Origin of the sequence: Anaerophaga thermohalophila DSM 12881 (assembly GCF_000191885.1) — a bacterium.
Lineage (GTDB): Bacteria > Bacteroidota > Bacteroidia > Bacteroidales > Marinilabiliaceae > Anaerophaga > Anaerophaga thermohalophila.
In genome coordinates, this window is the sequence record NZ_AEWI01000003.1 from 15511 (window position 1) to 36209 (window position 20699).

Below are 20699 nucleotides of genomic sequence, written 5' to 3' on the forward strand. Positions count from 1 at the left end.
GAAAATTGCTCCCATCATTTGTTCACCAATTTGTTCTCATTCATTTTGGTGTATTTTGAGTGGATTTGACTCCCTTGAGTCTTTTACAAATATAAAAAGAACAGGGGACTTTTTCAATTGGTTTTGTGTTGATTTGTTGCGATTTGAACCATATAAGGATAAGCGTTTGCTTTGTTTGTGTTTCAAAACGCATCATTGAGGCACAAAATTTATAAAAAAAGGGGGTGAAAAGGAAAAACGAATGCTGTTTTGATAATAGGTTCAAGGCATTCCACATGAAAAATGGTCTAATTTATTTCTGTTTGATACGTTTGAAGAGTGATTTCCGGGAAATGATTCTGTGTTATTGTATCAAAACGGGGCAAAATGGCCCATTTTGTATAAAAAACGAGAATGATTTTGACCTAGCTATAATGAATTTTGTTGACATTTAATGCTGATTGATACATTTGATTGACCAGCTGCAATACATGTAGCCATTTTTCTGCATCAAAAGACTGAAAAGAGCAACATTTTATATGAAAATAGTTTGATGGTGTATGTTTATATGCATTTTTCTTTCCTTTTAAATATCTTTTGATGGTTCTGGCCTTATTTGTTGTATTTGAACAATGATGTAGAGCCTTAGGGTGTCGAAAATGATGGGTTTGAAGAAATAGGGAGAGCAATTGGCACCAAGCTGGCACTAAGTTAGCATCGATCCCTGGAAAAAACTTCCACATCAATCTGAAATAAACTCCTTCACTTCTTCCGGTTCAAAGCCGGCAAACTCAGCAAATTCTTTGATGGTCACGAATTGGTGAGGTTCCTTCCCCAGGCGCCGGCGGATGTTGTCCAGTATCCGGTAGCCGGTTTTCTCGCTTTTGCCGGTGATGCGCTGAATGTCTTTGGCATATATGCAAATGCGTTTGGTCTTCATTTTCCTAAAAATTTTTGGGTGGTTTCTGGTTAACAAAATGCAATTTTAATACCCCATCTATACTTTTGCTATACTGTTGATATACAGCTTACCTGCAAAATTGTTACTTTAAAAATAGAAAAAATAGTGACAAGTTCTCCCAGATATCTCATCTTGGGACAGAATTCCCGCAATCATTTGAAATAAAAAAATTTACACTTTAGGTTTGGTGTTGTAATTATTCACTAAACCTAAATTTTTATGGCAAGACAAGAGAGTTTTTTAAAGTTGAAAGGCCGGGTCGGTGACCTGACTTTCTACAAGAGTGGGGGCGAATACCTGGCCCGCACCAAAGGCGGTGTGGATGGCGATCGCATCAAAACAGATCCGCATTTTGCCCGCACCAGGGAAAACGGACAGGAGTTTATCCGGGCCATTAAAGCCGGGAAACTGCTTCGGGATGCTTTCCGGGAACAGCTTTATCTGACGGCCGACAGGCGCATGAGTGGCCGTTTGACTTCCATTTTTTCAAAGATCGTGAAAAGCGATGAAGAATCGGCCCGGGGTGAACGCAATGTGATGGCCGGGGATGTATCCTTGCTTTCAGGTTTTGAGTTCAATGAAGCATCCAACTTGAAGAACCTTTTCTTTGAGGATTTTGATGTCAGTCTGACTGAAGGCGTAGCCGATGTGACCATTTTGCCGTTCAATCCCCAAAACATCCGGAAGCCTGATGGAGCCACCCATGCCCAGTTTGTAAGTGTGGCTGGTTTCTTTGACTTCAACGGATTGGAATCATCCGTGTCCATGGCCGAAGGGGAACCTTTTGAGGTGGATCAACCCGATCATGCTGAAGAAACCTTGACCACGGGCACCGTTGACACCATTGAAGGCGGCATCAGCGTGGTGATGCTGGGGCTTTTGTTCTGGCAGGATGTGAATGGAGAACTCTACAAACTCAACAACGGGGCCAGAAATGCGCTTCTGGTAATCACCGTTAAATAATGATGAATCCGGGGCACATAGATCGCAGCCAACAGGTTGGCTTTGTAGGCGGTACGCTGACGGGTGTTTTTACGAACATCACAGTGGCGGATGTGGTTGTCACCGTGATACTCTCAGCCATTGGTGCCCTGGTAAGCTTCCTGGTCTCCATGATGCTCAGGCGAATATTTAACGGCCGGAGGCGTGACCGCCCACCACCGGACCATGATGATGAAAATACCACCAACGGGTGGGGTGTTTGATGTTTGAGAGGAAAGCTCTCCGGGAATCTCCGGGGGGCTTTTTTTAGTTGGTGAGTTGCTGATTTGGATAATCCGGGCTAATTGAGTTTATGGGATTTTAATGGTTTTTATAGGGGTTTTCCTTTGTCCGGGTAGAGCGGCTCATTACTTCGCCGCTCCCCCACATATCCGTACGAGCGGATTTCCCGCATACGGTTCCTCTCCGCTCGGCTATGCCGCTTGCTTGCAAGAATTTGGTTTCACTGAAAGATAAGAATGATAACTCCTGGGTTTTAACAATGGGCACCAGTGGTTCACCAGTTGGGTGAACCGCTCCCAATTCCAGATTGGTTTTCCTCCACGTCTATTCAGCCATTTATGCAACAAGCGTTTAACCTGATGATAATAGCCTGCCGGTCTTCGGGAATTGAAAGTTATTCCATAATAATTATAGTATCCACGAAGTTTGGCATTCAAAGCCCGGATAATAACCCCGGTTTTATTGTGCCTGTTTCGTTACAACCATTCTCCCATTTTATTTAGAGCTTCTGTGTACTTCTTTTTGCTCGTTTTGCGTTTGAGTACAGGTTTCCCTTTTCTGCTTTTTCCCATATAGTGGGTAAATCCCAGAAAATCGAAACTCCTGTTTCCTCTCTCCGGTTTGTTCAGATTTATCATCCGGGTCTTTTCCGGATGCAATCGCAGAAAATATTTATCAAACCGTTTGAAAAGTACTTCCATTACTCGGTTTGCATCGTCTGCTTTCTCGAACCCGAGAACAAAATCATCGGCATAACGAACTATAAAGCTTCTGCCCTTCAATCTGGGTTGGATAACTTCTGAAAACCATTCATCCAACACATAATGTAGGTAAATGTTACTCAACAGAGGGGATACAATTCCGCCTTGCGGTGTCCCTTCTTCCGGGTAACTTAAGGTTCCATCCTCAAGGATTCCTGCTTTGAGCCATTTATCCTGCATTTTGCGTACCTTTCCATCTTTCACCCTTTGGTCAAGAAAACTCCTCAACTGGCCATGGTTGATGCTCCCGAAATAGTTCTGGATGTCTGCATCTATTATGTAGCGCATTCCCCCGAAGCTAACTTGCTGAAACATGTATTCTATGGCCTTGTGGCACGAACGGTTCGGCCTGAATCCATACGAGAAATCTTTAAATATTCCCTCGTAGATTGGTTCCAGTACCCGTCGTACTGCTGATTGAAGAACCTTATCTTCTATCGTGGGTATGCCTAACGGTCGCTTATCGGTCTTCCCTTTCTGGATGTAAACTCTCCGTACCGGTGGCGCTTTGTAGCGTCCCGATTTGTACTCGGATAATAGATCCGGTAAGCGTTGTTCTATTACCTGCGAATAATCAAACCAGTCCTGTTCATCGGTACCCGCTGAACTATACTTGTTGAGTTTCATAAACTCTTTGTATAACATATCCTGGGTAATGAACTGACTCAGGTTGGTCAATGGTTCTTCCTTGAATTTCCTTGCCCGCTCTGCTATTTGCAGTTCCACGGTTGACATTTCTTCCATGTCGCTGGTACATTTAATGTTTCTAAACTACAAACCCAATATTGAGGCATCCCTTATCCAGTCTTTGGATAAGTTTTCCCTTCCCTACTCTCTGGCTCTCATGGGACTGATTCGCCAGATTTCTATCGGTACTATGGGGATGCTAAGACTGCCTTCACCCGTCTCCTAACCTTCGGTTTCCCTCGGTGTTGGATACCATTTACGGTATTGCCTGTTTCTTTGCGCCTTATCAGATGGCAATACGTACCTGACAAGCCAGGACATTTCGGGTGCGGTCTGCCCTTATTGACCGCCTTTCGCATGGAGATGGGAGGCTCTCCCAAGTTCCCGTAGAAACCTTATATGCATTTGCCATGCTCGACGACCCCGGTCGGGCACAGTCTCCTTACCATGACGGTGACTGCGCTTCTGTTCCCACAAACAAAAATGTGAAAACCCCGACATTAGCTTTATTTTCGAGGCTCTGTCACACGGCTTTTGCATTCCCTGTGTACGCTTCGTGCAAGCATTTCTGCTAACTACGCAACACTCGGTTCCGGGTGCTGGTTAGGCTTTCCCGGGTAGGTTTGGTTACCTACTGGTTTCTGATGAAAAGTTTCAAAGAACTATGCTAATCCCCTTTTCACGGGCTTAGCTTGGCGCAATTTGAATTTAAATTGGGTGCTTGGGATATGGCATTTAGTAGATCCTGGATAATCAGGTTAAAAAACCGGCCTTGAGCTATAAGAGCCGCCGGGAATAGCCGGATACCGGCCCAAAGCTTGCCATGGCATAATTTAAATCAACAAAAGAAAAAAATAAAAAAGAAAGCCTTTTCCCTGTGTGGCATTGGCCGGGATGTCAAGGTTTTTTCAAAAAAATACGACCCGCCAGGGTGGAGATTTTTTTGAAAAACCCGAAGGGCTTGACCTTGACATTTCCGGGCGGGTTAGGCTTGCGGGTGCCACACTATATTTGCGATCCTTTTTTTATTTTTTCGAGTTTGGGACATGGGATGGTTCTTATTTGAGACAGCCAAATCTGGCAATATGAAGGGAAGGTTTTGAGATAACAATAGGTTCGTCTATGAACGAATGTTCCTTCCCGGGGTGGGAATGACGCGAGAAGGGCAACGGGTTTCTTGAGGTTTTTGTGGGAAGGGGAAAAGCAGGGGCGTGAAGAAATTCAAGGGGTTTTGGGATAAGAATTGAGATGTTTTTGTTGTGAGAGTTTTATGAACGCCGCTGCTGTGGGGTGCTGAGGCTGTTGGTCCGGGATAACGGGGAATGCCGGAGTGGCAACGTAGAGATAACGAAGTTGACACGTAGGCATGAGCCGTTAGACCGGGCCAAAGGCCGCAGGTACATGGGGGAATATGAAGGGATATGAGTTGACCTTTGAGCACCGCTTATAGGGCGGCGGGGCTTGTGGATTTTGCTTGGGATAAACGAGTGGTACAATATGAACGAATGGTTCTCCAGGGGTTATAATGACGCGGAAAGGGAAGCGGATGGTTTAATGAGTTTTGCGGTTGAAAAAGAAGGGGCATGGATGAGGTGAACGGAACAAAGAAGGGTGGAATGGTAAAGGCAATGGTGTTTTGGTTGATAAGGACCTCATCAGGATAAAGGTTTTTGTGGGTGAGCTTGTGAAGGGAACCGAAGAAACGCCGCTGCTGCGGGAAGCTGAGGCTTTGGTGATGGCCGGACGGGCCATGCCGGAACGACGTCGTAGCGATAGCGGAGGCAGAGAGACGGCATGGATCCGGCAGGGCGACACCATGGCCGCAAGCTTGTCGGGAAATATAAAAGGAAGGTAGCTTCCCTTTTCCGCACCTTAACGGGCGGCGGGGTAAAGAGGCCTTCAGGCGGTTCCGCTTTCGGGCTTTGAAGGGTTTTTGGGCCGCGTCTACTAAACATAGTGGCCTTATAGGACAGCTGGGGAGGTTAGCTGATGAGATCTGAACTGACGAGCTGAAGAGTTGAATAACTGATGCGTTTTGTGGGAAGGGTAGTTAATGGGGATGTTTTTGGTTTTTGATTTGGTTCTGGCCTGGCCAAATTTTCCTGAAGCTACGTAGGGCGAAGCTGCTCCTATAGGGACCATTATGTTTTAGTAGTGAGCGGGTGGTTTTCGGGCTGGCGCATTTTTTTGCTTGCAGGGTCAGGCGGCTTTTTGACAGAAGGTTTGGCGGATGGGACTTCTCAGGACAGTACCTGTTAACGGCGGATTGGAGTCCGTCGGACCTGAAATGGCAGAACGGAATCCGCCAAACCTGATGGCAATGTGCTGCAAGCAGGGTGGGGCAAAAAATGTGATAGCCCGAAATCCACGAAGGGTATGGCCGCGGGGAAGCCGGCAAAAAGACCGTGCAAGCCCCGCATGGATAGGAGAAAGTTTTTGCAAATATGATTAGATGTTTTTATAGAGACTCTTTTTTGCTGAAGCTACGGAGGGTAAAAGGGGCGGGGATTTTTGCCGGCTGGAGGAAAGCCCGAAAGCGGAACCGCCTGAAGGTTCGAGTTATTCCCATATCGAACTTAACGCTCTATAACTCACTTGGGCATCAAAAGCGCCATTCATCCCTTTTAATTCTAATTGGGAATAAATTTCTTGAGGAAATACAAGATTGGTTTGTACGGTTTTTCCACCGTTTATAAATATTTCGACAGAACTTTGATCAACAATAATTTTAAGTGTAAGCCCTTCCTGAGATGAATATACCGGGCTCGAAAATTAGCAGAAAAAGAACTTTCTCCGGCATTTGTTCTATCAAAAGTTAAACTTTTATTCTCTTTGTCATAGGTAATTTCGACTTCCTCCCCCTGCTCATTTTTTAACTTCAAAAGAGCTTTATTACCTGTTAAATTGTTTATTTCAATATTTAGTTCATAAGCGTTTTCTGATTCAATCGAAACATCAGTCGTATTTTCGCTAACTTTACCAGACAACAGCTCATTAGATTCACCTGCAATACCCCTTAATTCTTCCACCACTTTTGATGTTAATAACAAATGGCCATCTTCATGAGGTTTTAATGTTAGCTCCCTTGGTAATGTGTTCGCTCCTCTAAAATTCTCAGTCGGTGTTTGCCCAGCGTATTGCCAATTACTCATCCACCCTATAAATATTTTTCTCCCGTTTGGTGTATTGTTCCAGGTCACTCCTGCATAATTATCTTTTCCATAGTCTAACCAAAGTGGATAAGGTGCATCATCTGGAACGAAAGTTTCACCATCAAAGTCCCCAACAAAATATTGTGTGCCGGTTCCGCCGTTAGGCGCTCCATTTGTACTTACTATCAATACCCATTTCTTTTCTCCATTATGCTCCAAAGAAATTAAATCCGGACATTCCCATACACCATACGGCGAGCCCTCATAGTACTGAAAAACACTTAATTTGTCCCAGTCTTTTAAATTCTCAGATCCATAAAACGTTATGGAATTATGTGTTGCTAATGACATCACCCACTTTTGGGATTCCTCATGCCAAAAAACTTTGGGATCACGAAAATCATTTATGCCAGGATTTAAAAGTACCGGATTATGAGCATATTTTTTAAAGCTACGTCCTCCATCCGTACTATATATATGCAATAGACTGAGTTTGCTCTTCTCCCGCGGATGTGTATATCGCAACCATTGCATTTTCTCCAAATCCGGCTGTGTTGTTTTTATCAATAACCGCACTACCCGAAAAAATACTCCCTAAATCATCTGGATATAAAGCAACAGGAAGATTCTCCCAATGTATCAGATCTTTGCTCACGGCATGGCCCCAGCTCATATTCCCCCAATCAATTCCCAAAGGATTATATTGATAAAATAAATGGTACTCTCCATCCTGATATACCATTCCGTTGGGATCATTCATCCAGTTTTTTGACGGGGTGAAATGTATCTGGGGTCGAAAGCTTTCCGTCAAATTAGTGGAATCTTTATCCCCTCCATAGTCATATTCTTTTTGTTCACAACCGTAAGCTAAAAAGAAAAGGATTAATAAAAAAGCTATTTCTTTGATAAATACATTCATGAGTTCGTGGCTATAAAGTCAATTAAAGAATTTTTATTTATTGCATTATAATAAATTGATTATTAATCAACAAGATGAACAAACCACTCTATTCTTCTTGCTAAAAGATTTCAATATTCGTTATTTACCACAATTTTTTTACTTTCTCTGGAACCATCAGAATAGTACTTAATCTCAACATAAACACCTGGATTTAAAAAATGGTAAACATTATTTATAACTTCGATTTTGGAAATAATAAGAGTTCCAGTTATTGAAAATATTTTGGAATATATAAGTCGTTTACTTGCAAAATTATCATTAATCCCCGTAGTCAAAAATGAATGTGCTACCAATTCATCCCAATACATTCTATGCCCAGTAAAATCAGTATCCTCTTTTGTATCATCAATATGAGGAGCAACAAGGATTGTTGTTATATCACCAGTAAGAGTTGTTGGTTCCGGAATAATAAACTCTAATTTAACCCATGATCCGACAGAGTTATTAGGATATAGTACTTGCAAGAACTCCTTATTACCGTTACCATCCTGAATTTCAAGCTGCACATTTCCTTTTGTTTCTTTTAAAACCATCAATGTAAACCTCTTAACATTTTCAGCAGGCAAATTTAATCCACCTAATCCGCCCCCAGTCCATGCATCATCTCCCTGATTTCTCCATATAGTGGCAACTTTATCTGTTGGATTTACAGCATCCTTTAAAGGATTATCCCAATGGTTTCCAACTTCAACTGCAAAACCTACAGGCCACCAATCAGGTGCCACATCCTCTCCATTATAAACCACAGTTTTTTGTGCATTAGCTGATAAAGAAACAAAATAAAAAAAGAAACAAAATAATAAGTAATTTTTTTTCATGACACTAATTTTTAATCATTAATAAATAAATGCTTTAACCCAAGTTGAGCAAAATGCACGAATATTTAGATATAGCCCCATAATTAAACACCTGATAATCAAGACTCGCAAATATTTAGGAGATTTATAAATAATATAAATATCTGTTTATTAAGTCCTAAAAAAAATGAAACCTCATTGTAGACACGAATTTGATTTATTTGTAATATTTCTAAATAAACTTTTTACTATATTTGTGTTCGGACTTTGAAACAACTGTAAATCAATGGATAAAAAATCCGTAGTACCCGAAATAAAAAATAGCATAGTCCTAATGTTCTATTTAACAGTGCTTTAAAATTTTCATATAACAAGTTGGGTTAACTTATTCTACACATTAGCTTCGGTTAAGGATAATTCAAATTATTGAAAAACAAGCATGCGAAGTTGAAAATGAAAGCAAAAGGAAATGAAAAATTTATTTCATGAATATTTCCGCCTTCCCCACAATTACACATCACTATAATAGCCAGTGAAACAAGTATTTAAAAAGCCAGATTTCTATTCGGACACTGTTACCGTAAAATTATCAAAAACTACATTTCCGGTGTCTGAAAACAACATCCAGGGGTTTTGAGCCATTTTATATATACGGTTGGTAAAAGCTTTTTCTCCATCAATATAAGTAACACAAACAGAGCCTTCGATAAGAATCTTAATCTTTAATTCATTTTTGGAAGATACTTCCACCGGAAGCGTATTGATTACCTCGTAGGTGGTATTATCACTATTCCAATCTGATAAATAAGCCAACTTCAAAAGCTCCTCATTAACATCAATATGCAAAGCATAAACAGATTCAAGTCCAGTAGTCGCGCCAAAAACAAATCCAAAGTTTTTCGCATCTTCATCAAATGTCACGTTGGTCTCTATTTTATGGGGATTCAGCATGCGACTCAGCCAAACAGTTTGTCGTTCCTCATTTGAATTTAATTCAAAGCCGTTTTCAATTTCAAAAGAACCTTCAGTTTTCTGAATCACTCCCCATGTAGCATCCTGGTTAAACTCTTTATTCAAGGCAGGTGGCATGGAGGTTTCAAGTGCTCCTGTTTCGTCTGCATTTAAACTATGAACGACCAGCGACCCACCCCAATTATAGTCATTCGAATCATCATCATTTATCCGGGTAGGACACCATCCAAACAAAAGTCTCTCCTGCCCATCACTTGCTGATTTAGCTGCATAGTATGCAGAGCCATCCAACAAATCATTCTGAGGCTTTTTCCATTGGCCATTAAAACTGTCAGAAGTTAAATAATGAACCTTACGGTCATTAATATTAGAATAGATAAAGTACCATTTCCCATTCATTTCAAAAATATCCACACATTCTATCATAAAGACAGAATCATCTGAATAAAATGGCAAGTCCAGCTCCCAGTTAATAAGATCAGTTGAAACATATTTTGCCAATGTAGCTTTATTATTTAGACGAGTGCTAACGAGCATAATGTATTCACCATTGCTTTCATCATACAATAAATATGGATCCCTGAATTCATTCTGATCATACCCCGGATCAGCATAAAGAATAAAGTCATCATTCTTCTTCCAGTTATAAAGATCGGTGGAAGTTGCCACCATTACAGCTTCTTTGGGTTGATCGGGTGCATGATTCCATTTATGTCCGGTATAGAAAGCATAGTAAACACCATTCTTTTTTATAACGCTTCCCGTTCCAATTGCTATATCCTGCTCATAGGTTTCGCCGCATGGGATAGCCTCTCCTTTATAATCATAAGAAGATGCATCAGTTGTCTCAACCAGATGCCATGGATGAAACTGATCTGAAGCTGGGCGTTCATCCTGGAGGTAAAACACATAATAGGTTCCACTTTCATAAAAAGGCATAGGATCACCGACCCATGTATGCTGAGGTCTGAAAAAATAATCATATCCCCCAACCTCCTGTGGATAACGTCGCTGAGTTGACAAATCAACATTCGGTTCTTCTTTAATCTTATCCGAATTATTCTCATCGTTACAGGAAGCAGCTAAACCAAACATTCCCAATAACAAAAAAATCGAAATATACCTCATTTCAAAACTAATTAAGAGCGAACAGGAACCAATGGTCCCGTTCGCTCGTTTATTTAATCCTAATATTTCTTATTCACTTGCAGGGAGAGCAATAAACTGATCCCAGTACATTCGATGTCCAAAAAAGTCAGGGTCATTCTTTGTGTCATCTATATGTGGAGCAACAAGAATAGTGGTTATTTTTGTGAGCCCATGACCTTCAGGCAAAGTAAACTCCAACTGTTGCCATTTTCCAACATTCTCAGCTGTAAAATTTGCTTTTAAGTATTGATTTCCGGCCCCTTCTCCCTGTATTTCTATTTGTACATTTCCTGCAACTTCTTTCAATACCATAAGTTTGAAGCGTACATATTTGGAAGGATCAATATCAAGGCCTCCTAATCCACCCCCTGTCCAAGGGTCATCCTGAGGATTTCTCCAAATCGAAGCACAATAAGATGTAGAATTAATTCCATCTACCTGAGGATTTTCAAACTTGCTGCTTATATCGCCGGCGGAACCAACTGTCCACCAAGAAGGCACGACATCCTCACCATTATATACTACCATATCAGGTACAACCTCTTCACCCTCTTCAATGGATACCGAATACTCAAAAGTTTCATCCATGTAAGTTAAAGTATAAATTACAGTAGAAGAAAAATCCAACGTTTCATCTTCTGCTGGTGAAATAACAGCCCCATCAGTGTATTCAATGTCAGGTTGCAATTGCGTAAGGTCTGTACCGAAAGGTACTGTTAAATTTATAGTGCGTGCTTCATGATCAATGACACCCTGTCGTTCTCCCACTTTAAACGAAGTGATCTTGGCATTAATAGCCTGAATTGTAACCTCATATTCACTAAACACATTGCCATTTACAACTCTGTAAACCACAGGACTTTGATCAGAAGAACTAAAATCAATTGTTTCTCCTGCAGAGGGAGTTATCGTAGCACTTTCCGGTATTTCTACCTGAGGAGACAATGCATCCACTTCTGTATCTTTAGGAAGAAAGACTTTTATAGTGGTTTCTTCATGATCAATGTCGCCTTCTACTCCATTTACAACAAAGCTTTTAATCTGGGTATCCCCATCAAGGTCAAGGTTGCTGGCTGTCCAATCTTCCTGGCAAGATGTAAATAATCCCCCCGCCAAAAGCAGCATCACTATTGAAGTTATTATATTTCGTATCATAATAATTTGATTTTAAAATCACTGAATTACAGAATGATTAATAATTAGGATTTTGCTCATACACTCCTTTACTAAAGTTGATTTGTTGTTCAGGAATTGGGATGTATTCTTCTCTGTTTTCATCAAAGTGAGCATTTTTATAATAAGCAACCTCTTCAGCTTCCTCATCATAAAATTCATTCAAAACTTCACCGGCAACACCCCATCTTACCAGGTCAAAAAATCGATTACCTTCCATTGCAAATTCTAATCGGCGTTCCCAACGCAATGCCTTTCTGGCAAATTCATTTGTCCAATTACAATTGACACCGGGCTCATACAAAGTAACCTGAGTATTTTCGGCATAAGGAATCATCTTAGTACTGTTTTTTGCCCTTTCCCGGACCTGATTAATCAAAGGAAGTGCCTCTTGTTCCCGGTTAAGCTCAATAAGGGCTTCAGCGCGCATTAATAACACATCAGCATAACGAAGTACAATTCTGTTTTTTGAGTTGCCATAAAAGGGATCTATATTTACAAAACAATCACAGCTTGGGTCTACATTCTCTTTCAAGGATGCATATACACCATAAACACCGGGATTACGATTCCAGGATTCTTCATAAATCAATTCCGGGTTATATTTAAAGGGATAGCCGGGCATCGCAACTGTATGATACAGCCTGGGGTCAGTAGTATTCACTTCGTCGTTGTAATTATTCTCATTATACGATTGGAACATTGGTAAACCTTCATCAGTTTTAAAAGCATTAACCAAATTCTGACTTGGTTTATGAAAATCGCAACATCCCAGACCTTGAGGAACAGTAACAACATCCCCAAAATTTAAACGTCCATACTGCGTCCCGTCATCATGTGAAAATTGAATTGAAAAAATAGCCTCAGGTCCGTTTTCAAAATCCCCTGGAAGAAAATTGAATCCAAAATCATCCTCCAGATGATATTGGGAGCTCATAACTTCTTCTGTATAAGTAAGTACATCCTTCAGGTAATCCGCATTAATATTTGTAACTGAATGATCTTCGCCCTGTTCATAAGCCTGATAAAGGCGGACTTTAGCTAAATATGTAGCCGCCGCATATTTATCAGCTCGTCCTTTGTCTTCCTGCATTTCAGGAAGGTTCTCATAGGCAAATTTAAAATCTTCAGCAATCTTATTCCATAGTTCTTCATTACTTAATTCAACATTAGAGATATTTCCATATTCATCTTCAGGAACGGTTTCATCCACATAGGGAATGTTTTTAAAAAGAATTTTTAACAGAAAGTAAAAATGCCCCCGGACAAACCTCATCTCCCCCTGACGTATTGCTTTCTTTTCAAACTCTTCTTCATCTACAGAATTAAGCGCCCTGAGTGCTGCATTGGCTCTGGAAATTCCAATATATAAATTGTACCACATAGCATCAGGCTCTCCAAAACTGGGATTAATATTCTCAGAGATTTCAAAAAAATGAAAATTTGGAATGTCTGCTAAATCTCTTCCACCTTTATATGCATCATCAGAACGAACATTGCCATAAGGCCATAAGCTCAATGGCGCTAAAAAATTATCATTACCTAACATTGAATATGCAGCGGTAACGAGTTTATCTATTTGTTCCGGTCCCGTTACATCTTCCTGACTAAGGATTGCATTAGGTTTTTTGTCCAAAAAATCTTCACAACTGACGCCAATGATCAGAAGTAAGAAACTTAAAGCTATTATTGTTTTTTTCATTGTCTTAATTTTTAGTGATGCTACAAATGGCATGAATTAAAAACTTGCATTAATCCCAAAAGTAAAGGTTGTCGGAATGGGGTATCCAAAACCTGGTGTCTCAGGATCTTCACCAGTAAAATCTTTGCTTTCAAAGGTTAACAGATTTTGGCCAGTGACATAAAATCTTAAATTGCTCATCCGAATCTTATTGGTTATAGTTTCCGGAAGTGTATAACCTAATTGAACATTTTTAATTTTCAAATATGATACATCTTCGACAAAATAAGTAGAAAATCTACCTTCCCAGTTGGCATCTGTGCTTTGCAAAGCAGGAATGTCAGAATCTGGATTTGACGGACTCCAGGCATTTAATAAACGGGTACCTTTATTGGAACCGGTTTCCATTACACTCCAAAAATCAGTATTTGCTTTTCTGGTGTGCACATTGGCATCCATATTTTGAATACCCTGAACAAATACGCTCAAATCAAAATCTCTATATCCCAGATTAATATTTAATCCATATGTGAAATCGGGGTGTGGAACGCCAATCCATGCTCTGTCCTCTTCATCTATAACGCCATCTTCATTCAGGTCTTTGTAACGAATCCTTCCTAATCCTTTTCCATCTTGAAAAGCGTGGGAATTAACCTCTTCTTCCGTCCTGAACAAACCATCAGCCACATAACCATACATGGAATTTATTGGTCGGCCCAAAATGTTATCATCTTCTCCATCTCCTCCGTATGCATTTTGAACATCCGGGGGTAAATATGTGATCTTATTTTTGTAAGCCGACACATTTGCTTTAATATCATAAGATAAACCATCTGATGAAGTTTCTCCTCTATAACCCAAAGTGGCCTCAAATCCTTTGTTTTCCATGGATGCACCATTTACCCATCGATAACCACCTTCTCCAATTGTACCCAGGTATGGTGGCAGAACAAGAATATCCTCCGTTTCTTTCATATAATACTCAGCTGCCCCATAAACAGATTGATTGAAAAACCCAAAATCCACTCCAAGATTGGTTTGAGTGGTGGTTTCCCATTTTAAGTCATCATTGCCTCTTTGGACTAATTTAAAACCAGAGGGAAGGGGATTACCTCCTTCTCCTGTTATATCATAGGCTGTTCCACGGACAATAGACCAGGTAGGATCAGCCATACCATAATCGGGAATGTAAATTGTATAAACTGCTGTATTACTAATTTCCTGATTACCTGTCCGTCCCCATCCAAATCTTAATTTCAAATTGGAAATATTATCATTGCCAATTAAAAAATCTTCTTCACTTAACCTCCATCCCAGGGAAAAAGCAGGAAAAGTTCCAAACTGATTGTTTTCTCCAAAGCGGGAAGAGCCATCATGCCTTAAAGTGAAGGATCCTAAATAACGTCCATCATAATCATAATTAATTTTCCCAAAATATGAAAGTAATTTATAACCTGTCGAAGACCCGCTTGCCACCGATTGGCCGGTTCCTACATCAGGCCACATGTACTCTTTTGTTTCCAGTTCAAATCCTTCTTTATAGGCTGAAAAATTAATATTATCTTCATTAAACATCTCAATACCACCCAATAAATCAACCTTATGATTGCCTAATGTTATGTTATAGGTGCCTGTGTTACTCCAATTCCATTTCATCCAATGCCCTTGTGCCAGATTTGCAGCTGTCAAATCATTTTCCAAGTATCCAGACTCATAGCTTCTGGTTAATCTTCTTTGATAAAAATTACCATAATCGATGCCAAAAGAACTCTTGATATTTAATCCGGGAAATGGATTTATATTTATATATGCATCTCCAAAGGTACGCCAGTATTGATATCCATTATCTTTGTTATATTCCAAAACACGTACTGGATTATGTCGGTCGTTCATTCCTCCGGCCGGGCCACCCCATTCACCATCTTCAGTGTAAACCGGAATTATCGGAAGGGCCTGCAAGGCATCATTTAAAATATTCCCAGGAGCCTCTAATTCTTCAGTTCTATTCAGTGTAAAATGTTCTCCTATAGTAACAACTCCGTCCCATAGTTTGTACTCTGAATTCAAGCGACTGGATATACGACTAAAATTGCTCTGTTTGATGATCCCTTCATTATCCACATAACCCAGGGAAAAGAAGTAGTTTCCTTTTTCAGTGCCATTACTAAGGGATAAATCATAAGACTGCATTAAGCTTGTTCTCGTAATTTCACCAAACCAGTCAGTGTCTGAGACATGCATGGTTCGTGCCTCATCAATATATTTAGGCAACAATATTTTGTTAAGCTCAGCATCTCCAGATTCATTATACCCCCAATCATAATTATATCCGATATTATTACTATTGGGATCCCTACCACTGTTTACATAGGCGCGCCACATGGCCTTTCCATATTGTTCGGTGTTTAAAACATCCATTTTATTGCTATACCATGATGCAGTTAATGAGGCCTCAAAATTTACCTGCATTTCCCCTTCTTTTCCTTTTTTCGTGGTAATAACAATTACACCATTAGAAGCTCTGGACCCATATATACTTGCGGCTGCAGCATCTTTTAGCACCTGAATACTTTCAATATTGTTGGGATTGAGTTCATGCATTCCCGCTTTGGTTGGAACACCATCAATAATATACAAAGGATCATTATTGTTCAACGTTCCAATTCCACGTATCCGAATAGTGGCATTTCCTTTAGGGCTACCATCTGTAGTTACCATCATCCCGGGCACTTTTCCCTGGAGGGATTTCATTGCATTAGTGGAAGGAACTTTTTTTATTTCATCCACGTCTACAACACTTACGGCCCCGGTCAGATCAGCCTTTCTCTGAGATTGGTATCCCGTTACAACTACCTGATCCATATCTACAGTAGAACTGGTCAAAGAAACATTTACAACTGATCTTCCATTGACCTGGACTTCCTTGGTTTTCATTCCAATGAAACTAAAAACCAGCGTGGCATCTTCCGGAACATTAATGGAGTAATTCCCCTCATCATTAGTAATTGTTCCTTTTGAGGTTTCTCCTTTCTGTACAATAGTAACACCAGGTAATGGTTCATTCTCCTGGTCAGTCACTTGTCCGGTAACTTCCATATTTTGAGCCATTGTCTCAAAAAAACCAAGAGACAAAAAGGCCGTTATGAAAATCACCCTTTTTAAACCTTTAAACATTCGATTTTTCATGGTTTACTGATTTAAATTGATTAACTAATAAGTCTTGATACACATTATTATTTATTTATTCTTTTTACAATCGTCTCCGGCAAAACAGGCATCGCTCCATTCCGGGTACACACAAAAGCAGATATTTCCACGGCATTTGAATGTATCTGTTGTAATGGGTATTCATTTAATATTCCCATAGCCAGGGCAGCTGTAAAAGAATCTCCAGCACCGATCGTATCTGCAACTTCAACTTTAGGCGTTTTCATTTCTGAGGTATCATTCTCAGAAAGAAGCAGGCTCCCCAGTTCCCCTCCAGTAATGGCAAGCAATTGAAGGTCAAAGAAATCTAACATCGATTTGGCAACCGAATGTTTGGATCCATTAAACCCAAAAAGTTTTTTAACTTCTTCCAGTTCTTCCTCATTGATTTTAAAAACATCTGCATGTTTCAATGAACTTGAAATTACATCCCGACTGTAATAATTTTGACGAAGATTGATGTCAAAAATCTTAAGACAACTATCTGGTGTCATTTCTAAAGCCCGTATGATCGAATCACGGGAGACCTCATTACGTTGAGCCAGAGATCCGAAACAAATTGCATCTGCCTGGTTAAGCACTTCTTTTCCTGTTTCATTCAATTGAATAAAGTCCCAGGCCACATCTTCATGAATAACATACTCAGGTATTCCATCCACAAGTTTCACCTCTACAGTTCCAGTAGGTTTATCTGTAATGGATATTCCGTTGATGATTTCTTTTTTTTCAATGAAATCCATAATTTCCTTTCCGTTAGAATCATTTCCAACGGCACTGATCACGGCCCCCCTAGCACCCAATTGTTGACAATGCCAGGCAAAATTGGCTGGCGCTCCTCCTAATTGTTTTCCTTCAGGGAGAATATCCCATAAAATTTCGCCGATTCCTATAATTGTTTTTTTTTCCATAATTTGAAAATTTAATACTACCACGGACCTGGCGTTTTGGCAGGTATTTCTATGGCATAGAATTATACTTTTAACACATAAACAGGCCTTGGTAGCAATGATTTTTTCTTGATTATTTTGCTAATAAACCAAGCTCTTCTTCGATGACTTCCAGTAATTTACCTTTCGTTTCGGGAATCTTTACCAGAATAAATAGAAATGCCCATACAGTAAAAAACAGAAAGAATCCAAACGCAACAGCTCCTCCTAATCCATTAAGCATCCATGGGAAAAACTGGACAACAACAAAAGTGCATACCCAACTTACAGCGGTGGATAAGGACATTGCTATACCACGTATTTTATTGGGATAAATCTCTGAAGTAACCACCCACATAACAGGGGCCAATGAAGCGGCAAAAAAGGCAATATAACCCAAAATAGAAATCAATACGCCAAGACTATTCGCATTGCCTGTAACAAATGCCACAACCAAATATGTAAGAGAAAGGGACATTCCTCCTGTACCCAGGAGCAATAATTTTTTTCTTCCCAATTTGTCTATTAGCCAGACAGCCACAAGAGTAAACAAAACATTAACTACACCAACCATAATAGATTGCAGAAGGGCCAGATCACTTCCCACTCCTGTTTGATTGAAGATTGTCGGGGCATAGGAGATAATTGCATTTATCCCTGTAATTTGCTGAAAAGCAGCCAACATCACACCAAGAAAAACAACCTTCCTTAATTTCCCTTTAAATAGAGAAGAAAATTTTACTCCTTTTCCAGATTTTTTCTGATCTGCTTCAATTCCAGCGACAATAGTATCATATTCCGATTGCGCATTATTTGTTCCGGCAACTTTGCTTAGAACCCGAAAAGCTTCTTCTTTATAGCCCTTAAGTACTAGCCATCTTGGACTTTCCGGAAAGTTTATTAACATAAGAACTATCATCGGAACCGCAATAAAGACCTGACTGGCAAGCATCCACCTCCAGCCTTCAGTGTCATTAAGCATATAATAATCAAAAACATAGGCTCCTAAAATTCCTAGTACAACCCCCAATTGATTAAAGGTACCTAAGGTTCCTCTTACTTTAGGAAGAGCAATTTCACTGATATAAGTAGGAACCATAACTGATACGGCCCCAACGCCAATACCGCCAATTAATCGTGCAATTACCAATTGAATCATAGATTGAGAAAGAGCACTTCCTACCCCGGATATGACGAATAAAACACCTGTACCGATTAAAACTTTTTTCCTCCCTATTTTCTCAGATACTGATCCTGAAGAAAAGGCCCCAATCATACAGCCTATCACCAATCCACTTACAACTAATCCTATCTGAAATTCGCTCAATAAGAAGTGTTCCTTAATTGATGATACAGCCCCTGCAATAGCAGCCATATTAATTCCAAAATTTACGCTACCTAAGGCAGCCACGATGACCGCCCACAATAAACTTTTTTCAACCTTCATCTCTCATTATTTAATTATTTCCAAATTGATTTTAATTCTCTTGCACGGGCTGAAAGTATCGAGGCATTATCGGTTTCAGCTATTTTAATTTGGCCAAGTATACTTTTGGGGAAAACCAAGTGCGTCATTTGTAAGCGCCCTTCATCAACGAAAAGCTCAATAGAAGATTGATCCACAATTATGTTCAGAGTAGTTGTGTTTTTAAAATCCCATGGAGCAGGAAAGACACCTGGAAAATTCTCACTAAAATCTGTTTTCCCAGACTTTCTTCGATCAAAAGTGACTTTGTTTTCACTTCGATCAAGAGTTATTATTACTTTATTCCCTTCAGGGTTAGAAAGTTCAATATTTGATACTGAATTTTCAGGAGTTTCTAATTTTAGAGTAAATTGACAGGCAGAGACATTCTCAAGGTTAAAAGGCAATTTTTTGCTTCCACCTGAAGCGGAAATATTACTACCAATGCTTTGCCATTCTCCGGCTATTTTATCCAAATTTTCGACCAAGGAAGCTTTTAGTCGTTTCTTCCCATTTTCGTTAGTCCACAGAGTTAATCCCCTGGGAAGAGTCATTGTACCTCGCCAAGCTTCAGTTGGAACAACATTAGCATATTGCCAATTACTCATCCATCCCAGATAAGTTCTGCTTATTTCATTATTCGGTTCATTGGACCAAGTAACGCCTGCATAATTATCTTTGCCATGATCTAGCCAGACTTCCTTTTCGGCCGGCCAGTCTGATTTAAATTTGCTTCCATTAAAATCCCCTATAAAATATTTAGTTCCAGATCCTCCATTGGGACCTCCCGGATTCACGCTCACGAGTAAGACCCATTTTTTTTTCTCCATTCTCTGTTTCTAATGGGAAAAGATCAGGACATTCAACAACCCCACCATGATCGACACCTTTTCCAAAATCGCTTTCATACTTCCAGTCCTTCAGGTTTGGAGATGAATAAAAGGAAACTCTGTCTTTTACAGCAAGAGCCATTATCCATTTCTCTTCAGGTTCATACCAAATTACTTTTGGGTCCCGAAAATCACGAATACCTGGGTTGGGTAAGACCGGATTATTTTTAAATTTTTTCCATTCACGCCCATTATTCAAACTATAGGCAATGCTTTGGCACTGAAAATCATTACGTCCCTCTCTTTCTTTTTTATGACTATGATTGGTATAAACAGCCACCAAAGGGGGAGTATCGCCCTCGGAGAAATTTGTTGTATTATTCATATCTACAACCGCGCTTCCCGAAAAAATAGTACCTAAAGAATCAGGATAAAGTGCAATTGGCAGATGTTCCCAATGTATAAGGTCCTTACTTACTGCATGTCCCCAATGCATTGGGCCCCAAACGGTAGTATCAGGATTGTGCTGATAAAACAGATGATATTCTTCATTGTAGTATACCATCCCATTAGGATCATTCATCCAGTTTTGCTCAGGAGTAAAATGAATTTGGGGGCGCCATTTTTCCTGAAATTCTGATGTTTCATCATTGTTTGTATTTTCTTTTCTGGAAGAAGTACAAGATGCTACAATCATCAGCATCCCAATCATCATTAATAAAAATCTCATAACTATTTTTTTTTGTTAAAATTGAAGCTGCCAAAACTTTTCGT

At 39.9% G+C, this 20699-nt stretch carries 18 protein-coding genes and 1 pseudogene; 4 read left to right on the top strand and 15 right to left on the bottom strand.

The genetic code is table 11. The annotated features are described in order from the left end of the window. Positions 1-721: 721 nt before the first annotated feature. Entirely contained in the window at positions 722-919 is a 198-nt protein-coding gene (locus tag ATH1_RS0101645) for a hypothetical protein (protein WP_010416667.1), read from the bottom strand. Between the two features lie 240 nt (positions 920-1159). Between ATH1_RS0101645 and ATH1_RS0101650 the strand changes: the two genes are divergently transcribed. Both ATH1_RS0101650 and ATH1_RS0101655 read left to right on the top strand, forming a co-directional pair. Further along, positions 1160-1903, top strand: a complete 744-nt coding sequence (locus ATH1_RS0101650) for a hypothetical protein (RefSeq protein ID WP_010416669.1) — start codon at positions 1160-1162, stop codon at positions 1901-1903. Continuing rightward, a complete protein-coding gene (locus ATH1_RS0101655; protein ID WP_010416671.1) occupies positions 1903-2145 on the top strand; it encodes a hypothetical protein in 243 nt (80 codons plus the stop codon). Before ATH1_RS0101650 ends, ATH1_RS0101655 begins: the two co-directional genes overlap by 1 nt. A gap of 210 nt (positions 2146-2355) precedes the next feature. Here ATH1_RS0101655 and ATH1_RS22695 read toward each other — a convergent pair. Both ATH1_RS22695 and ltrA read right to left on the bottom strand, forming a co-directional pair. Continuing rightward, positions 2356-2622, bottom strand: a pseudogene (locus tag ATH1_RS22695) (group II intron maturase-specific domain-containing protein); the annotation flags it as partial. A gap of 18 nt (positions 2623-2640) precedes the next feature. Then, positions 2641-3669: a group II intron reverse transcriptase/maturase gene (gene ltrA / locus ATH1_RS18760; RefSeq protein ID WP_010416674.1), complete on the bottom strand. Its 1029-nt coding sequence runs from the start codon at positions 3667-3669 to the stop codon at positions 2641-2643. Between the two features lie 1579 nt (positions 3670-5248). On the opposite strand from ltrA, the gene ATH1_RS0101675 reads away from it, so the two are divergent. Next, complete coding sequence (locus ATH1_RS0101675; protein ID WP_010416682.1) at positions 5249-5467, top strand: hypothetical protein; 219 nt, start codon at positions 5249-5251, stop codon at positions 5465-5467. A 375-nt stretch (positions 5468-5842) separates the two neighbouring features. After that, positions 5843-6064, top strand: a complete 222-nt coding sequence (locus ATH1_RS0101680; RefSeq protein ID WP_010416684.1) for a hypothetical protein — start codon at positions 5843-5845, stop codon at positions 6062-6064. Between the two features lie 107 nt (positions 6065-6171). On the opposite strand, the gene ATH1_RS22870 is transcribed toward ATH1_RS0101680, so the two are convergent. The 12 genes from ATH1_RS22870 to ATH1_RS21910 form a co-directional block, all read right to left on the bottom strand. After that, entirely contained in the window at positions 6172-6339 is a 168-nt protein-coding gene (locus ATH1_RS22870; RefSeq protein ID WP_081467412.1) for a GH32 C-terminal domain-containing protein, read from the bottom strand. Then, a complete protein-coding gene (locus ATH1_RS20000; protein ID WP_081467411.1) occupies positions 6303-7298 on the bottom strand; it encodes a glycoside hydrolase family 32 protein in 996 nt (331 codons plus the stop codon). Before ATH1_RS20000 ends, ATH1_RS22870 begins: the two co-directional genes overlap by 37 nt. Next, the gene (locus tag ATH1_RS21900; protein ID WP_010416691.1) at positions 7234-7683 is read right to left on the bottom strand and encodes a glycoside hydrolase family protein; all 450 of its coding nucleotides are present in this window, start codon (positions 7681-7683) and stop codon (positions 7234-7236) included. The genes ATH1_RS20000 and ATH1_RS21900 overlap by 65 nt, the downstream gene beginning before the upstream one ends. A gap of 110 nt (positions 7684-7793) precedes the next feature. Then, positions 7794-8543: a hypothetical protein gene (locus tag ATH1_RS0101690; protein WP_010416692.1), complete on the bottom strand. Its 750-nt coding sequence runs from the start codon at positions 8541-8543 to the stop codon at positions 7794-7796. 540 nt (positions 8544-9083) lie between these two features. Next, positions 9084-10622, bottom strand: a complete 1539-nt coding sequence (locus ATH1_RS0101695; RefSeq protein WP_010416694.1) for a glycoside hydrolase family 32 protein — start codon at positions 10620-10622, stop codon at positions 9084-9086. A gap of 69 nt (positions 10623-10691) precedes the next feature. Then, positions 10692-11798, bottom strand: coding sequence for a DUF5018 domain-containing protein (locus tag ATH1_RS20010; RefSeq protein ID WP_139035197.1), 1107 nt, complete (start codon positions 11796-11798; stop codon positions 10692-10694). Positions 11799-11835: 37 nt separating this feature from the next. Then, a complete protein-coding gene (locus tag ATH1_RS0101705) occupies positions 11836-13518 on the bottom strand; it encodes a RagB/SusD family nutrient uptake outer membrane protein (RefSeq protein WP_010416701.1) in 1683 nt (560 codons plus the stop codon). A 36-nt stretch (positions 13519-13554) separates the two neighbouring features. Then, positions 13555-16683, bottom strand: a complete 3129-nt coding sequence (locus tag ATH1_RS0101710; protein ID WP_029163906.1) for a SusC/RagA family TonB-linked outer membrane protein — start codon at positions 16681-16683, stop codon at positions 13555-13557. 47 nt (positions 16684-16730) lie between these two features. Then, positions 16731-17612 carry a carbohydrate kinase family protein gene (locus ATH1_RS0101715; RefSeq protein ID WP_010416707.1) on the bottom strand — a complete coding sequence of 294 codons (882 nt, stop codon included), beginning with the start codon at positions 17610-17612 and terminating at the stop codon, positions 16731-16733. Between the two features lie 112 nt (positions 17613-17724). Beyond that, positions 17725-19077, bottom strand: coding sequence for a sugar porter family MFS transporter (locus ATH1_RS0101720; protein ID WP_010416710.1), 1353 nt, complete (start codon positions 19075-19077; stop codon positions 17725-17727). Positions 19078-19091: 14 nt separating this feature from the next. Continuing rightward, positions 19092-19925: a glycoside hydrolase family 32 protein gene (locus ATH1_RS21905; RefSeq protein WP_211208053.1), complete on the bottom strand. Its 834-nt coding sequence runs from the start codon at positions 19923-19925 to the stop codon at positions 19092-19094. Then, complete coding sequence (locus tag ATH1_RS21910) at positions 19855-20655, bottom strand: glycoside hydrolase family 32 protein (RefSeq protein ID WP_211208054.1); 801 nt, start codon at positions 20653-20655, stop codon at positions 19855-19857. Before ATH1_RS21910 ends, ATH1_RS21905 begins: the two co-directional genes overlap by 71 nt. Between the last annotated feature and the right edge of the window lie 44 nt (positions 20656-20699).

What these genes read in the sequence shown, in the direction of transcription:
- ATH1_RS21900 (WP_010416691.1), bottom strand. Translation starts at nt 7,683, where the DNA reads ATGAATGTATTTATCAAAGAAATAGCTTTTTTATTAATCCTTTTCTTT.
- ATH1_RS21910 (WP_211208054.1), bottom strand. Translation starts at nt 20,655, where the DNA reads ATGAGATTTTTATTAATGATGATTGGGATGCTGATGATTGTAGCATCT.
- ATH1_RS0101655 (WP_010416671.1), top strand. Translation starts at nt 1,903, where the DNA reads ATGATGAATCCGGGGCACATAGATCGCAGCCAACAGGTTGGCTTTGTA.
- ATH1_RS20010 (WP_139035197.1), bottom strand. Translation starts at nt 11,798, where the DNA reads ATGATACGAAATATAATAACTTCAATAGTGATGCTGCTTTTGGCGGGG.
- ATH1_RS21905 (WP_211208053.1), bottom strand. Translation starts at nt 19,925, where the DNA reads ATGGAGAAAAAAAAATGGGTCTTACTCGTGAGCGTGAATCCGGGAGGT.
- ATH1_RS0101645 (WP_010416667.1), bottom strand. Translation starts at nt 919, where the DNA reads ATGAAGACCAAACGCATTTGCATATATGCCAAAGACATTCAGCGCATC.
- ATH1_RS0101710 (WP_029163906.1), bottom strand. Translation starts at nt 16,683, where the DNA reads ATGAAAAATCGAATGTTTAAAGGTTTAAAAAGGGTGATTTTCATAACG.
- ATH1_RS0101720 (WP_010416710.1), bottom strand. Translation starts at nt 19,077, where the DNA reads ATGAAGGTTGAAAAAAGTTTATTGTGGGCGGTCATCGTGGCTGCCTTA.
- ltrA (WP_010416674.1), bottom strand. Translation starts at nt 3,669, where the DNA reads ATGGAAGAAATGTCAACCGTGGAACTGCAAATAGCAGAGCGGGCAAGG.
- ATH1_RS0101690 (WP_010416692.1), bottom strand. Translation starts at nt 8,543, where the DNA reads ATGAAAAAAAATTACTTATTATTTTGTTTCTTTTTTTATTTTGTTTCT.
- ATH1_RS20000 (WP_081467411.1), bottom strand. Translation starts at nt 7,298, where the DNA reads ATGCAATGGTTGCGATATACACATCCGCGGGAGAAGAGCAAACTCAGT.
- ATH1_RS0101705 (WP_010416701.1), bottom strand. Translation starts at nt 13,518, where the DNA reads ATGAAAAAAACAATAATAGCTTTAAGTTTCTTACTTCTGATCATTGGC.
- ATH1_RS0101650 (WP_010416669.1), top strand. Translation starts at nt 1,160, where the DNA reads ATGGCAAGACAAGAGAGTTTTTTAAAGTTGAAAGGCCGGGTCGGTGAC.
- ATH1_RS0101715 (WP_010416707.1), bottom strand. Translation starts at nt 17,612, where the DNA reads ATGGAAAAAAAAACAATTATAGGAATCGGCGAAATTTTATGGGATATT.
- ATH1_RS0101680 (WP_010416684.1), top strand. Translation starts at nt 5,843, where the DNA reads ATGGGACTTCTCAGGACAGTACCTGTTAACGGCGGATTGGAGTCCGTC.
- ATH1_RS0101695 (WP_010416694.1), bottom strand. Translation starts at nt 10,622, where the DNA reads ATGAGGTATATTTCGATTTTTTTGTTATTGGGAATGTTTGGTTTAGCT.